The organism is Enterococcus malodoratus, from assembly GCF_027659535.1.
GTDB classification, from domain to species: domain Bacteria; phylum Bacillota; class Bacilli; order Lactobacillales; family Enterococcaceae; genus Enterococcus_A; species Enterococcus_A malodoratus.
In genome coordinates this window covers 362,574-378,147 of sequence record NZ_JAQDPG010000001.1, presented here as the reverse complement: position 1 = coordinate 378,147, position 15,574 = coordinate 362,574, and the positions used below count along the sequence as shown (strand labels likewise).

The window sequence follows — 15,574 nt, the reverse complement described above, 5'->3', positions numbered from 1 at the left end:
AGTACCCTTAGTATATCAGTTTACTCAGTTGCGGACATACTCCTTTCTTGTTTTAGCTATCGCGATGATCATCAAAACGGCACTGATACCAATTAAATAGAATAGCAGCTGAAAGTTGTCTCCATAACTTTGGCCAGCTTCGATATTTTTCACCAGCTCTAAGAATTGTTTTTGCGGCAGCCAATGGATCAGATCATTAAAGAATTTATTGCCATTATCCAATGAAAAGAAACTGCCGGATAACAATGTAGTAATCATCATGATCATTGATCCCAGCATACTTGCGGTATCAGCTACTTGGAAAAACGACGCATTACAGACTGCGAAAGCCGTCGCAAACAGTGTGATCACACCAATTAAAATAGTATAGTTTATTAAAGAAAGACCAATATCAGTCAATCCTAAAAATGAAATACCCGCAATAATCAACAAGTTGGGAATAAACAGCACCAGCCATGCGAACAATGCGTAGTTCGCAAATAATTTGATAAAGCTGATTGGCGTCGTGATGATCCGTTCCATGATGTGCTTTTCCTTATCCTCACTAAACAGCAGCATATTCGTCACACTAAACATCAACAAGAACATCAGCATATAGCCGATAATCTTACTGCCGATCCCGCCCTCATTTTTTTGAATCGCCTTGATCGATTGCGGATCTTTAAAATAGTTCATCAATTCTTTTTTGTATTCTGCACCTTTAAACGTCGAAATTACAGGCGTTTCTTGGCGCATATCAACAATGGCATCGTAGGTCCCTAATGCCAGTGCTGATTTTTTCGGCTCTTTGGACAGTGGGACGATTTTTACTGTATCAGAAGCAACTTCCTGTTTAGGACCGCCAATTACTCCAATCTTGGTTGAAAAGTTTCCTTTGCTGCTGACAAAAACGGCTAGAAAAATGGAGACGAGGATCAAGCCCAACATAACAAATAGCCGCGCTTTATTCTGCCACGTTCTAGCCCAATCATTTCTGAACATCGCAATCATACATATTCCTCCCCGTTAAATAGAATCATTGATCCAGCCATAATCAGACCAGACAAAATTAGCAGCAGCATGAAAACAGGCAGAAAATTCGCCGCGTTCTGATCGTAAATCATTTCAAAGACTGTCTGTGCTACTTTGGTCGTGGGCAGCCACTTGCTTATTTTGACAAATGTTTCTCCCAAATTAGCGACTGGAAATAAGAAGCCTGAAAGCATCGCCAAAGCGGCCGTCAAAATACTCAAAATTTGATTAGCTACGCCTTCACTTCTGAAAATGCAACACATCAAAACGCCAATACAGCTAAACAGCAAATTCATCCCGATAAATAAAAGCCAGATTTGCAAGAGTTTCTCATCGCCGAAGCGTATCTGAAACAGAAAATGGCAGATCACAGCGGCGATGGTATAAAAGAACGTGGAAAAGATAAATGTCGCAATGACTTTTGAAAATGGGATAAACCAATTGCGAATAGGTGAATAAACAATTCGCAGATTGGCCCTTTTGATTTTTTCTTCCATAAAACTATTTGCCGAAAAAGTGCCTGCATACATCGCTGAAAACAACATTAGAGTGACGCCGTAATAATCATAACTAGTGAAATAGTCGCCATATAGCCCCTCCGTAAGAAAACCTAATATCGCCACTAATAAAAATGGGAACATCAAACTAAAGAAAATCCACATCGGGTTCGTTAATAGATTGATCGTGTCTCGCTGAATAATTTTAACTAATCGATACATCGTTTTTCTCCTTTCTTAATCTCTTAACGAGCGACCTGTCAAGTCTAAGAAGATCGTCTCTAGATTTGCTTCTTGGACAAAGACGTTTTGGATTTTCTGCTGCAGACTGATCAGTTTGCCGATGATATGATCGAGATTTTCAATTCCTTTGATCGAAGTAATCCGCAATTCATCTTTATTTAAAGTAACTTCCTTTACACCTTCGATTTGATAAAAGGTGTCCAAGGAAATATCATTGGAGTCGCTGATCTCAATAGTGATCTTCCGCTCATCATTTTTCTCTTTTAAAGCCTCTTTGGTTCCTTCAGCAATGATCCGACCATGATCCATAATAATGATGCGCGAAGAGATTTCTTCTACTTCTTCCATATAATGAGTCGTATAGAGAACCGTCATTCCTTTTAACTGCATATTTTTGATCGAAGTCAGGATATGATTTCTCGATTGCGGATCAATCCCCACCGTCGGCTCATCCATTATTAGCAGTGCGGGTCGGTGGGCGATGGCACAAGCGATGTTCAACCGCCGCTTCATCCCGCCAGAAAAAGTCGCGACCTTTTCTTTTCGATGACTAGTTAAGCCAACCGAGTTTAAGGCAAAAGTGACTCCCGCTTCTAATTCTTTTCCCTTCAAACCATACAAGGAGGCAAAAAATTGTACATTTTTTTCAGCCGTTAGATCCTCATACAATGCCAAGTCCTGCGGAACAACACCCAGCTGTTGTTTGAATGCCTGTAAATTCTGATCGATTGGATCGCCTTTGCAGGTAACTTCTCCGCGATCAAATCCAAGCGCGCCGCACAAAATATTGATTGTAGTGCTTTTTGATGCGCCGTTCGGTCCCAAGAGACATAAAATTTCTCCTTGATAGATGGAAAAGGATATTCCATGAATCACCTGTTTGTTTTTATAGCTTTTTTCTAAGTTTTTTACTTCGATTAATGATTTCATCAACGCTCTCCTCCTGACTACACTCATTGTAGAAAAAGTTCTAGTCGATTCCTATCCACCAAGTGGTTGATATTTGAGTATTAAAAAAAGAAGCATCGGAGTCACCTACTGATAACTCTGACACTTCTTTTCTATTTTTGCTGCTCTTTTGAAATTTACTAACGCGACAACCCTTCGCAAACTATTCCTCGTCTTGGATGAAAATCCCTTCGTCTTCTACTTTAGAATTTTCTGCACTCTCTGAGTTCTTTCCGTCATTTCGCTCTCTGCATCTACAGTGTAATATGCCCCAAACTCTAAATTACACTCCTCGAAAGAGCCAACTTGAATTGCAGGAATTTCGCTTTCTCTCAGAACAATCGACAAGTGGCACAGAATGGAGCCGCGCTCAAAAATGAAAGCTATATTTTTCGAATCATACGAATGGATGAGGTTCAAAAGCTCAATACTTGTTTTATCACAGGCAAAAATGATGTTCTCCTCAGTGTTTTGACTGTTTTTCGTAAATTTATTATGAAAATGGAGATCAAACGATTCATCATCAGTTAAATCCACATGGACTAATTTTCCTGTCAGTTTTCCATGAGACAAAATTCCTTGAGAAATATCTTTGGAGGTTAACTCTGAGAGCTTCTCAGAGTTTTTAACGAGATCGATTAAATAAGGTTTTGCTGCATGATCTATTTCTAATAAACCAAATTCGATTAAAGCATCTTCTTCAGCCAAAAATCCTTCAAATTCATTTAGAATGGCTTGAATTTCCTGTTTTGTTAAGCTATTTTCTTTGTTAGACGTGGCTTTATGCTGTATCACTGCCCCTTCAGATATCTCATACCATTCGTTTTGCAAAACTTCTTGTTTAGAAATGACTTCCCCCGCTCGTGAAATGAGATAATTAGAAGAAGGAATGGTCCCTTTTGTAAAGAAGTGGCCTTTTATAATTTCAATAATATAATTATCGCCTTCTTTTTTGATGACACCAGTAAATTTTGGAGAATAAATTTCCTGAATGATGATTGACGAAACCCAAAAATCTTTCTTTGCCATGCTGATAAAGTCCGCGTTGCCTTCGTTTATGTCCTGATATTTTGGGTAAGTTTTAATTAAACTGTCTTGTTTGTTTAGCGACCCTAGACTTAGCCTTCCAGTATCTCCAACAAAGGATCGGATAACTTTTTCTGAAATGAGTTTTGGATATATTACTACGGCGCTATATCCCTGACAGAATGGACCTCTTGTAATGATTTTAAGATCGTTTGAGGAATTCTGCTTGAACGAGTCGTTGCTAATTATTACATAGGCATCTGAAACATGCGTATTTTTTTTCTGCGCTTCCATTCTTATAGTGACTTTATCACTTTTTAAAAGCTGTTTAGGTAGCGCAGCTAGCTCTTCAGCCTTAACAGGAACCGTCATCGGTTCGATTCTAGTTATGGATGCTAACGGTCTGCACTGAATATATGAAATGATGCCATTCCGAATGGTCCACTCAACATCAAGCGGATATCCTAAGCGAGCCTCCAACTCTTTTACCCTTCGACATAATTCGAACAATTCTTGTTCTCCAAAAGGAATTGCTTGTTGATTAGGCAAAGAAAGTTCTTTGTCGCAGATGGTAATCAGCACATCCGTGCCCTCTTCTTCTCCTGAAACTAATTTCTCCCCACAGCCATCTGTAAAACCGATAATGCTTTCATTTTTTGAAAAAGTTAAGGGATTGGAGGAAAAAATGACCCCAGAATAATCGGCACGAATAAATTCTTGAATGACTACACCCATTTTATTGTTCGATTGCGTCTCGTCAGCCACCTTATCTTGGCTCAGAATAACCCTTTTGATTCCTGATAATATCTCTTCAAAACTCATCAAACCAAGAATTGATTCATAATGTCCAGCTAAACTATCATTGACACCATCCTCATTTAAAGCGGAAGAGCGAATCGCGAGATCATATAATCCTTCCCGATTTTTAAATTCTTCTAGGTACGTAAAAAGTTCTTTCTGAAACGATAAGCAATCTACCTTAGCAGCATCATCTGTTGCCTCAATAAAAAAGCTTTCAGGAACATTAAAATTTTTCGAAAATAGTTCTTTTAGGCCATTCGCTTTTCCTCCAAACTGGTGAGCGGAAGAAAAGTTCTGCAGGGAACAGATTTTTAACATGGCTACTTCTCCTTAGAGATATGGATAATTCTTTTATCTATCTCATTTTCTTTGATGAAACGATAAACACTTTTAGGAACGAGATTTCCCCAAGGTTCGCCATGGATGATTTTAGAACGAACCTCCGTTCCGCTAGTTACTTTTTGGTCATTCGTTCGTTCCCACATGACGTCAATATCGCAGCCAAGAGCTGAGAGAATCTCATTTTTTTCATAGCTCCATTCATCATAAAGAGTCATCAAATATTTGCCCTCTTTGGGAACATAATTAAATAATTTCTCAGGTACATTTATTGGGAAAGGAACGATATCAAATTTTTCTCTGGGAATCGAACATTCTAGCATAGCTGACCGGATCATTTCAAAGCGTTCATAATAAGTCATCGGATTGGCACTATCCAATGATCTATGCGGGTTTGAGGCTGTGTATTTAGTATAGTCGCTATCCGGACTTGAAATACCGATCAACAGATACTCGCATTTTTTCATTCCTTCTAAAAGATATTCCAAATGACCATTATGCAGGATTTGGAATCTTCCATGAATGATTCCTAGTTTATTCTTCATTTTTTTCTCCAATATCGTTTTCTAACATCATATAAAGCTATGTACAAAAATTAGTGTCTAGTATAATCATACCATTTCGTGATCCAAAAATATGCAAATTTCCAGGGTTGATTGAGTCTCTATAAACAAAAAGACATCATAGTTTAAAGTCGGAATTATTGCGGTTTCTTCACCTATCAATAAAAAGACTTTTCACTATGATGTATTCACATGAAACTATTTGATATTCTTTTTTAAATTCACTAATTCAACAGCTGCATGCAAACTGGATTCATCTTGAATGGGAACTAAAACAGCGTTTAGTTTGCCGGATTTTTGAATCGACGCTTCGTTTGCCTCAAGCTTGTTGAATAGCTCATTGGCTACTAATTGCGGCCAAACTCGTTCCCCAAAGTAAACTGTTACCTTAACGCCGGTCTCCCAAATTGAGATCCAGCCAAGGTTTTTCTTTTTGAACAATATTTTGCTCAACCATGTTTTTCCATCGTTATAGTAGTTCCAGTCTTCCTTGAAAGAACACGCATGGATTTCCGCCAGCAGCTGCTGGTAAAGGTCTAAATTTTTTGGGGATAGATGACTAGCCAAGTTTTCAATCGTCGGAAATTCTTCCTTGTCTTTTGAAATCGGTTTCATTTAGAACGCCTCCTTTATTCCCAGTTTAGCAAGTGTAACTTGCAATCTGATGTCAAGTTCTGTATTTATTTCGCAGTACATCAATACGATCAGCCATTTTTTTACGGTAATACTCTGGCGTTAAAATCTCTAAATGATCCCCAAAGGAAAACAAATAATTCATGGTTGATTCATCATCGAGGTAAGTGATCTCAACCAGCAAGCTGCCATCCTGGTTTTGAGTGATCGTATCAAACTCTTCATAGACGCGATAGGCCGCACCGGAATCAAATAATAATCTCATTTCAACTAGATTTTCGGTGGGACGTTGTCGTTCTGCGAGAACCTTTTTGGGAGTTTCTCGAATAAAGTTTTCAGTTAAGGTTTGAAACGCGCGTATTCGCGATAACTTGAACAATCGATTTTCATTTCTTAGACGACAAAAAGCGTATAAATACCAGGCTTTATCTTTAAAAACCATTTTTAAAGGCTCTAAGTCACGCGTAGTCATTTGTCCTTTTGTACTAAGATAGTCTATCTGAATGACCTGTCTCGAAAGAATCGCCTGCTGAAGGTCCGTAAATAATTCATTCCGTAATCCGGTCCAATCGGAAAAATCGATCTCTAACCAATCGTGGCTTTCCTTTTTAAACAAAGAATGAAGCTTCGAAACTAAAGAGCTTGTCAGTGCCCCATTGGTGAGATTCAAATTTTGAAGAGCGATCAATATTTCCTTTTGTTCTTCATCGGTGAATACAGCCTTATCCAGCACATAATCCTCTTGGATAAAAATCCCGCCGCCTTTGCCTCGAACCGCATAAACTGGGATGCCGGCAGCACTGAGCGCATCAATATCGCGATAAATTGTCCGCGCAGACACCTCAAACCGTTCTGCTAATTCCGGTGCCGTCACCGAACCCTTCTCTAATAAAATAAAAAGAAGCTGTAACAATCTGCTTTCAATCATTTGCGGCCCTCCCCTCATAATTAAGCGTATCATAAGGAATTAAGCAGGGAAAGGTTGGATATCGTTAATCGCTAAATCATCATTAAAAAGACCGTATCCAATAATATGGATACAGTCTTCTTCGCAACTAGATCTCACTTCGCTTCCCAATAAAAATTATCGATCAAGCGTGTATTGCCGATATAAACCGCAATCGGGACTAAGATGGCCGCATTGATCGTTTCGACCTTTTGTAAGGTTTTTTGATCAACAATTTCAACATAATCGATTTTCGCTAAGGATTCTTTACTTATTTCTTCTATTATAAGTTGAATTAATTCTTTCGGTTCTCGTGTGCCTGCATTTAATCGCTGCTGCGCCAGATTCAATGCTCGACTCAAAACTAAGGCGGCTTTGCGTTCGGCGGGATTCAAATAGACGTTTCGTGAACTTTTGGCTAATCCGTCAGCTTCTCGAATAATCGGACAAACAATGATTTCTACTGGAACATTCAGATCACGAACCATTTGCTGGATGACCGCGACTTGCTGCGCATCCTTTTGTCCGAAGTACGCACGATCAGGCTGAGCGATTTGCAATAGTTTTAAAACGATCGTCGTGACGCCGCGAAAATGCGTTGGACGGCTGGCTCCCTCAAGAACCTCGGTCGTTCCGTGAACCTCAACAAACGTGTCAAAACCTGAAGGATACATTTCTTGGGGTTCAGGATGAAAAATCACTTCTACTCCGGCCTTTTCGCATAATGCTTGATCCTCCTCAAGTTTTCTAGGATAGCTAGTCAAATCTTCGTTTGGCGCAAATTGTGTCGGATTGACAAAAATACTGACAATCACGTGATCATTTTCTTTTGCGGCACGTTCAATCAAACTTTGATGTCCTGCATGAAGCGCACCCATTGTTGGTACAAGACCGATGGTTTCACCGACTTGCCGCCAGAGGTTGACTTGTTTTCTGACTGCTTCGATCGTTTCAAGTGTTTGCATGACTATATCTCCTTCTCCAAGCCTTCGATTATTTCCGGAGCGATGCTAAATGTATGTTCCGAAGCCGGAAATTGTTCTTGTTGGATTTCTTCTTTGTACTGTTGAATGGCGGTATTTATATTTTTTCCTAATTCAGCGTAGCGTTTGACGAATTTTGGTTGAAGATCGCCATACATGCCCAACATATCCTGATAAACCAAAACTTGGCCATCGGTTTGGTTTCCGGCGCCGATCCCAATCGTAGGAATTGTTAGTTTTTTCGTGATCAACGCAGCCAAATCTGCGGGGATTGCTTCTAAAACAATTGCGAAAGCACCCGCTTTTTCCAGAGCTAAGGCATCCTTCAGTATTTTCTTCGCCGCTTCCATGGTTTTCCCCTGAACCTTAAAACCGCCGAAAGCGTTGATCGATTGTGGTGTTAGACCAATATGTCCCATCACAGGAATGGACGCACGGGTAATGGCTTCAATCGTTTTGGAAAATTCCGCACCGCCTTCAAGCTTGACCGCCGCAGCATTTCCTTCCTTAATAAGTCTGCCAGCATTATAAACCGCATCAGAAATCGAGACATGATAAGACATAAACGGCATGTCAGTCACTACGAATGCCTCTTTTGCTCCTCTAGCTACCGCGCGGGAGTGATGAATCATATCTTCCATAGTTACAGATAAAGTATCCTCGTATCCAAGCATTACCATGCCTAGCGAATCGCCTACCAATAGCGCGTTGATTCCTGCTTCGTCCATTAATTTGGCGGCGGAATAATCATAGGCGGTCAACATACTGATTTTTTCGTGGTTTACTTTTTGCTCTTGCATTGTCAAAACGGTATTTTTCATTGATCTAACTTCCTTTCCATCGGTCGGTAATCTCGTTCGGGGTGTTTTTCTGCTGCGATTTGAAGCAATTTCTTTGTAAGTTCGCGATAAATCTCTACGGATTCGGGTGGAAGCGCCGCTAAGTGGTCGCTTACTGTTGAAAGATCGTTGCGTTCCACCGGGCCAGTCAATGCATCACTAGGACTCATGACCAGTAAATTCTGGATATTTTGTGAAAATAATTGGCGCCAAGCTTTTTTGGCAAACTCATTAGGCAGTCCGCTCGCTACGAACAATTCCTCAGCGGTCGCACTTAGACCGACAACTAGATTACTGGCAAACACACAGGCCGCGTGATAAAGCACTTTTTCCTCCGATGCGATGACCGCGATCGGGTTTCCCAGCCGCACAAGCGCCTGTTCGACTTGCTCCACATTCTTTGTTCCCTCTAAAGTAAAGGCAGTATCGGCTAGTTGAGTCAGCGGCAGCTCTTTGTTCGCGAAGGCTGCTAACGGATGGAACGAAAAACAAGAAACATCTTTGTCCGTAGCAAAAACCAGCGAACTTTTCGCTCCGCTGCAGTGAAAAATGAATTGTTCAGCAGATACAAAGGCTTCCGCTTCTGACCAAACGGCGGCTATTTGATCATCAGGCGCAGTGATAAACAACCAATCACAGGCTTCAATACATTCTTTTAAATCTGTAAACGCTCGGCTGTTCGTTTGTCGTGAAGCAGCGACGGCATTTTCATAATTTCGACTATAATAGCCGACGATAGGAAAATCTTTGCTGCGAAAGTAGCGTCCCAAGTTCGTGCCAACTTTCCCAGCGCCAATAAAACCGATTCGCATCCAGTTCCCTCCCCTTTTCTCATATAAATTTAATAAAAAAAGTATAGCATAACGATTTCACTTTTTTTCTTGTCTTAAAAGAATATTATTGGACGGCACAATAAAAAGGCTGGGCAATTATGCACCAACCTTTGTTCTGTAGGATGTTCAGATTTCGATTTCTCGCATTTTTTCCGAAACACAAGCCATTCGTTCTTCCAAGTTTTTCGGCTCATCTTTTGAAAATTGAAGTTCACTAACGATCTGACCATCACTCATGAATAGTACGCGCTGCGTTTGCGCGGCAACTTTCGCATCGTGAGTGACTAAGCAAACCGCGGTTCCCTGTTGATTGATTTCCGCTAGGAGCGTCATGATTTCTTGGGCCGATTTAGAATTCAGTGCACCGGTTGGTTCGTCACCAAAAATTATTTGCGGATCACCCATCAATGCTCGGCAGATTCCTGCACGCTGCAGCTGACCGCCTGACACTTGTGTGATGTCTCGCTGCTCTAGTCCGGCGATACCCATTCGATTCATTAATTGCTGGCCTTTTTCCATTAATGATTTGGCCTGATTTTCATTGCCTTTTTGGGCGGGCAGCACGATATTGTCTAACACATTCAGATTTTTCAATAATGTCGGCTGTTGAAAAACAAAGCCCATTTGTTTGCGGCGCAGATCGGCCAGAGCATTTTCTGAAAGACTCGCCAATTCCTTATCATCAAACTGCACACTTCCTGCATCAATTTCATCCATGCCGCTCAACGCGAACATTAAAGTAGTTTTTCCTGATCCTGAGGGTCCCATAATCGAGACAAATTCTCCTTGATCAATTTCAACTGACACATCGCGTAAAACTTTTTCTTGCCCGAAAGCTTTCTCTATATTGGTCCCAACAATCATTTTTTTCATCGTCATCATTCCTTTATATTGTCGCTGATTTTTATTTTTTGTAACGAGCCGGTCGCTAATGTTGTGACTGCTAAAGTCACCAGCAGCATACCCACTGGGCAAAGCACAAAACTGATTAGCGGATTGATCGAAAAGCGGAAGGTGCTGACACCCATCATGGACATGGCGATACCCGCGACCTGTCCACCTAATGTACTCGCTAACAGCGTTCCGATAATTGTCCCTAACACAACAATGACGAGTGAACGCATAAAGTATTGCTGGCGTACATCTGAACTGGTGAATCCTAAAGCCTTCAACGCCGCGATTTCGTGGCGATCTTTCGCCAGCAACATCTTGATAAACAATAAAACGATCAAAGCAGTGATGGCTAAGGCTACGATTGCTGCTACTTTGGCTGCGGTCGCCACCGTTTGAATCGTCGAACCAAATGTTTGCTGCATATAGTTCTTAATATCAGAGACCTTGGCATAGGTGAATTGTTTGCCGTAGTCTTTGGCTTTTTCACTTGCCGAGATGCCGGATTTCAAGTTCGCACTGATCGTACACCACATGGTTCTCGCCTTTTGATCAGTGAAAACAGCTTTGGCGGTCTTTCCGCCATTAGTTACATCGGAATAGATGCCACAAACTTTAAGTGTGCGATTGCCGGTTGAGGTTTTCACTGTCAGCGAACTATTGAGTGGTTTCTCAATATCATCAGACAATGAGCTGGATAAAGCAATTTCATCGGCTTTTTTTGGAGCCTTTCCTTCAGCGTATTCCACTGGAAAGACCGTATGATCGCCTAATTCGATTTTTAATTGGTCCTCCGCTTTGCCTTGCTTGATCAAAGAAAAAGCTTTTGTTGTCAAAGCGACTGATTTGGTGACTTGTTTGTCTTGCTGCAATGCTTCCATAACTTCCGCTGTTTTAGCAGGAATATTTTTGGTTTGCTGAATATCTAAACGCAGATCCGATTTTCCGATCCCCATATAACGAGAAAAACTCTGGGACGAAACCGTGCTGTAAAGATTTTGCGGCATGATCAAAATAAACGAAGACAGCAGCAAAACAGTAAACAGGGTCAGATAAATCTTTTTACGTGCCAAGACGTCTTTGATCCCTAATAAGTTGTTGATTTTCGGGAAAGAGCGCCCAGCTATTTTTATTCCTTTGCGCCCACGAGCTTTATCTTGTGATCCGCCAAATCGAATGGCCGAGGCCGCGGAAATCTTCCGAAAACGGCGCAAGACGAGATTAACGTACAAGACGACACCAAAGAAGATCAACACCGTTCCTACCAAACCAACGAGCAACGACAAACCTTGATTGCCGCTTTCCCCCATATAAAGCTGAATATTTTTCAATAAAATGCCGCGGAAGCCAAAGGACAGCAGATAACCAAGAATACAGCCAACCAATCCAAGCGCCGCGTATTTCGCCAGATACAAACGTTTCACATCTGAATTTCTTAGTCCAATGGCCTTCAGTACTCCGATTTCCGGATAATCATCTTCGATTTTTGACAAGAGCGTGAAGCGAATACATAAAAAGGCCACCGCCAGCATCAAAAGACTCACCAGTAAAATGATTGCGATCATGATTCCATCTGACATGGCATTCATCATGCGAAACAGCGTGTGAGTCAACGCGGGACCATTCGCTGGCAGATCAGCTTTCAAATAAGCCTTTTCTAAATCACCGATTTTCTCCGTATCTTTGACCCGGTATTCAATCAAGTATTCGACGTTACCGAACTTTTCTAATACATGATAATCCTTTTTATTAACAATGAATCGTTTCGACGAAGACAGCGACGCATTCATCTGAGAATCCCGCAGAAAACCAGCGACTTTTAACTTATGACCGCGTACCTCCAATGAATCCCCTTTTTTGGCGATGCCTTCTCTTTCGTAGATAATCGGCAGATAGACTTCGCCGACCTTTGGCTGAATGATACGATCCTTCGTATCTACCAGAAAATCAAATTGTTCGCTTTGAACCGAAAAGCCATTGTCCTGAACACTTTCTGTCATAGGCTTTCCAGCGATAAATAATTCACTGTTGTCGACATTCAGGAAGTCCAAGACTTGCCAATCGGCCAAATTCGATTGTGCTTCTGCGAACTCCTCCAATTTACTTTGATCGAGTGCTCCAGAGTGCATCTGCATAAAATGCGGTGTTTTCGCTCGCTCCATCATCCCATCGATCGAACCAGCCAAATTGATTATCAAAATCGCGGCCAAAGAGACCAGCATTGCGGTAATCGCGATGAAAATTGTTGTCGCGGCGGTCACCAGCTTACTTTTTTTGATATCATTTGTGATTAACCTACCATACATAAAACCCATTCCTCCTTCATTTTTACCCATGTACTAATCAAACATACCCTCCATTTCTCTTGCTAATTTTCCTTCTTCAACACCCAACAATCGTTCTAAAAGATAAAAGAAACTTTTCACTCGATGTTCTTTCTTAGCTCTGCTGTCTGGAACCATTTCCTGTTCATCAAATGCCGCGCTCGCGTAAACTACCACCAGCTCCACAGATTCATACGGGTAATCCGTTTGAAAAATTCCTTGTTGGATACCATCTTCAACAATGCTTGCCAGTACTGGTGTAATTTCCCGTACTAACGCCGTTTGGATTTTTTGATGCATCAGTGCATTTTGCGGCTTGTGAACATAGTCCATCATCGTATCGTCTTTTGAAGTATCTAACCGCAGAGCCAGGACTGTTTGAACAAAACGCTGATAAACCGGAATCGAATGATCGTCTGCCACTTTTTTGGCTGCATCGAACAGCAAACTCGTTGTTCGTTCCACTAAGGCATCCATAATTTCCTCTTTTGATTTAAAGTGATAGTACAAAGTCCCGCGAGCAATCCCTGCTTGAGTAATAATCTCCCCAGTACTCGTTTGATCAAAGCCCTTTTCCGCAAAAAGTCTACCAGCAACATCCAAAATTTCATTTTTTCGTACGGTTGGATCTTTTGATACACGCATAGTACTCATTCCTTTTCTTTTATGACCGACTGCCTGTCTATATTAAAGTATAACGGTTTCACAATGAGGATTCTAGAATGTTTATTAGAAATCAGCTTAAAAAACTACCCAAAATATTTATTTTTTCAAATTTAATTGATAAGAAAGCACTCAAACCATGATTTATTGGTGTGTTTTAGTAAGCTAAAAGGTTACAGAATTATTTCTTGTGGTTCTATTTATAAACGATTCACAAGCACAGATGTTCCCTTTCAAGAATAAAATTGTGAGGTCTACATTAACGGATTGCGCATTTAATCGAATTCTGCCGGAAATCGATTTCGGCTATGGCTATGTGGAAATTTCTTCTGGCAGGACTTGCTTAGGCCCGCTATTCCTTTGTGCAGAGCGTTTTTGCAGGATTTATCCGATTGATTAGCTAAATGACTCGCTTTTTTTGAAAAAAATCGGTAAAATTATAATGATAAAAACTATTTCTTGAAAGGAGTGCAACATGAAACAACTATTAAACTCCTCTACCTATCGACGAATTCAATTCGTTGAGTTTTTGGATCAGCTTCCCTCTTGGTGCGATATCAAAGAAGCCGCACATACAGTGGATTGCTCCGTAAAAACGCTATTATCAGACATTGATTTTATCAATGAGTTTTGGGGCGACTATATTTATATCGAGTACTCAAAATTTCAAGGAGTACGCTTGAACAACCTCACGTCAAATAAATTAGGCAATGTTTATGGCCAGATTTATCATGAATCTCTCGAATTTCAATTTTTAGAAAAAATGCTCTATGAATCCAATCAGGACGCCGATTATTGGATCAATGAGCTGTTTATGAGCGAGGCGTCGTTTTATCGAATGGTCAATGCTTTAGAAGATTTCTTGCAGCGGCGCGGTCTTAAGCTTGAACGCTCCCCTTTTCGAGTCACCGGACCTGATGAACGCTGGGTGCGCTTTTTCTACCAGCAATATTTTACTGAAGCTTATGGGGTCAATCAGTGGCCTTTCACTTTGGACCATGAGGGTACGACCTGTTTCATTATGCGGACATCGACAGATTTTGATGTTTCATTAGATGATCGGGAGATCCAAGAAGCCGCCTATCTTTTCATGGTGACGCTGAACCGCATGCATCAAGGGTTTTATCTGCCGGAAAATGTCTATGCTGAAGAAGATGATACCCTCGACAAAGTCTTGGATTTCAGCCGTCCTTTTGCGGAGCATTTATTAGCTGGGACTGATTTCAAGCTTCCGAAAAAGTGGTACAAGGAAATCAGTCGAACCGTATTTCATGAATTTTATAATTGGGACAATCCGGAACAGATCGTCCGAATCAATGGGAAAATCGAAACCTTTTTAGAAAACGTTTCGCAGGCAATTGAATACCCGCTGGATCGTGATGACAAGCGAAAGATTATTCAAGAGATGATGTCTTGGTACGTAGAGTATAATTTTTATCCTTACCGCCAGATCATGCTGTTTGATAAACATCAAAAATTTGCCCGAGAGATCCAACTTGTCTATCCGATTTTCTCAACCTTAGTAAAAATCTATTTGGGGGATATTGAGAAGAAGTCGCCGGAGTTGTGGACGGACATTCGTTTGAATAATGTCTTCTTCCTGCTGATGAAAGAATGGTCGCATCTGCCTATCCATTTAGAAAATCTGCGAAAGAAAGTTACGATTCTCGTAATCAGCGATTTAGGCCGCAGACATGCAGAAATGCTGCAGGATTTTCTGGTCGTCAATTACAATAAGCGGATCGTCGTCTCTACCTTCAATGAGCCGGTCATTTCAACCGGACCAGAGGATTTTGAAAAGTTTGCTCAATATGACATTGTGCTGAGTAATAATCCGATCAAAGGCTATGACAATGAAAATGTATTGATCGTCAACAATTTCTTCTCTGCCTCCGATCGGGAGAATCTGTTGAACTTCATCGTGGCGATTCAAAAAAATGCGGCTCGCAAGCATTTGAAAGAATTGGGCAACGTAAAATTAAAAACCGCCAAGGAGATTTATTTTTCGCAAAAAGTATTAAACAACTAAAAAAG

At 40.9% G+C, this 15,574-nt stretch carries 14 protein-coding genes; 1 reads left to right on the top strand and 13 read right to left on the bottom strand.

Annotated features, from left to right (window positions below; all coding sequences use genetic code 11):
- Positions 1-24 precede the first annotated feature (24 nt).
- The 13 genes from PGP85_RS01890 to PGP85_RS01830 form a co-directional block, all read right to left on the bottom strand.
- On the bottom strand, positions 25-990 hold the full coding sequence (locus PGP85_RS01890) for an ABC transporter permease (protein WP_270325724.1): 966 nt from the start codon (positions 988-990) through the stop codon (positions 25-27).
- Entirely contained in the window at positions 987-1,730 is a 744-nt protein-coding gene (locus tag PGP85_RS01885; protein ID WP_270325722.1) for an ABC transporter permease, read from the bottom strand. Before PGP85_RS01885 ends, PGP85_RS01890 begins: the two co-directional genes overlap by 4 nt.
- Positions 1,731-1,745: 15 nt before the next feature.
- On the bottom strand, positions 1,746-2,681 hold the full coding sequence (locus PGP85_RS01880; protein WP_010742093.1) for an ABC transporter ATP-binding protein: 936 nt from the start codon (positions 2,679-2,681) through the stop codon (positions 1,746-1,748).
- Positions 2,682-2,897: 216 nt separating this feature from the next.
- A complete protein-coding gene (locus tag PGP85_RS01875; RefSeq protein ID WP_270325720.1) occupies positions 2,898-4,844 on the bottom strand; it encodes a PEP/pyruvate-binding domain-containing protein in 1,947 nt (648 codons plus the stop codon).
- Between the two features lie 2 nt (positions 4,845-4,846).
- Positions 4,847-5,410, bottom strand: coding sequence for an adenylyltransferase/cytidyltransferase family protein (locus tag PGP85_RS01870; RefSeq protein ID WP_270325719.1), 564 nt, complete (start codon positions 5,408-5,410; stop codon positions 4,847-4,849).
- A gap of 216 nt (positions 5,411-5,626) precedes the next feature.
- Positions 5,627-6,043: a DUF3788 family protein gene (locus PGP85_RS01865; protein ID WP_270325718.1), complete on the bottom strand. Its 417-nt coding sequence runs from the start codon at positions 6,041-6,043 to the stop codon at positions 5,627-5,629.
- Between the two features lie 52 nt (positions 6,044-6,095).
- Positions 6,096-6,989 carry a helix-turn-helix transcriptional regulator gene (locus PGP85_RS01860; protein WP_270325716.1) on the bottom strand — a complete coding sequence of 298 codons (894 nt, stop codon included), beginning with the start codon at positions 6,987-6,989 and terminating at the stop codon, positions 6,096-6,098.
- Between the two features lie 134 nt (positions 6,990-7,123).
- Positions 7,124-7,972 carry a pantoate--beta-alanine ligase gene (gene panC, locus PGP85_RS01855; RefSeq protein ID WP_270325715.1) on the bottom strand — a complete coding sequence of 283 codons (849 nt, stop codon included), beginning with the start codon at positions 7,970-7,972 and terminating at the stop codon, positions 7,124-7,126.
- Positions 7,973-7,974: 2 nt separating this feature from the next.
- Entirely contained in the window at positions 7,975-8,811 is an 837-nt protein-coding gene (panB, locus tag PGP85_RS01850; RefSeq protein WP_270325714.1) for a 3-methyl-2-oxobutanoate hydroxymethyltransferase, read from the bottom strand.
- Positions 8,808-9,641 carry a Rossmann-like and DUF2520 domain-containing protein gene (locus PGP85_RS01845; protein ID WP_270325713.1) on the bottom strand — a complete coding sequence of 278 codons (834 nt, stop codon included), beginning with the start codon at positions 9,639-9,641 and terminating at the stop codon, positions 8,808-8,810. Before PGP85_RS01845 ends, panB begins: the two co-directional genes overlap by 4 nt.
- Positions 9,642-9,788: 147 nt before the next feature.
- The gene (locus PGP85_RS01840) at positions 9,789-10,535 is read right to left on the bottom strand and encodes an ABC transporter ATP-binding protein (RefSeq protein ID WP_270325712.1); all 747 of its coding nucleotides are present in this window, start codon (positions 10,533-10,535) and stop codon (positions 9,789-9,791) included.
- Between the two features lie 5 nt (positions 10,536-10,540).
- Positions 10,541-12,859: an ABC transporter permease gene (locus PGP85_RS01835; protein ID WP_270325710.1), complete on the bottom strand. Its 2,319-nt coding sequence runs from the start codon at positions 12,857-12,859 to the stop codon at positions 10,541-10,543.
- 33 nt (positions 12,860-12,892) lie between these two features.
- A complete protein-coding gene (locus PGP85_RS01830; protein WP_270325708.1) occupies positions 12,893-13,522 on the bottom strand; it encodes a TetR/AcrR family transcriptional regulator in 630 nt (209 codons plus the stop codon).
- 493 nt (positions 13,523-14,015) lie between these two features.
- Between PGP85_RS01830 and PGP85_RS01825 the strand changes: the two genes are divergently transcribed.
- Positions 14,016-15,569: a helix-turn-helix domain-containing protein gene (locus tag PGP85_RS01825; protein WP_010742104.1), complete on the top strand. Its 1,554-nt coding sequence runs from the start codon at positions 14,016-14,018 to the stop codon at positions 15,567-15,569.
- Positions 15,570-15,574 lie beyond the last annotated feature (5 nt).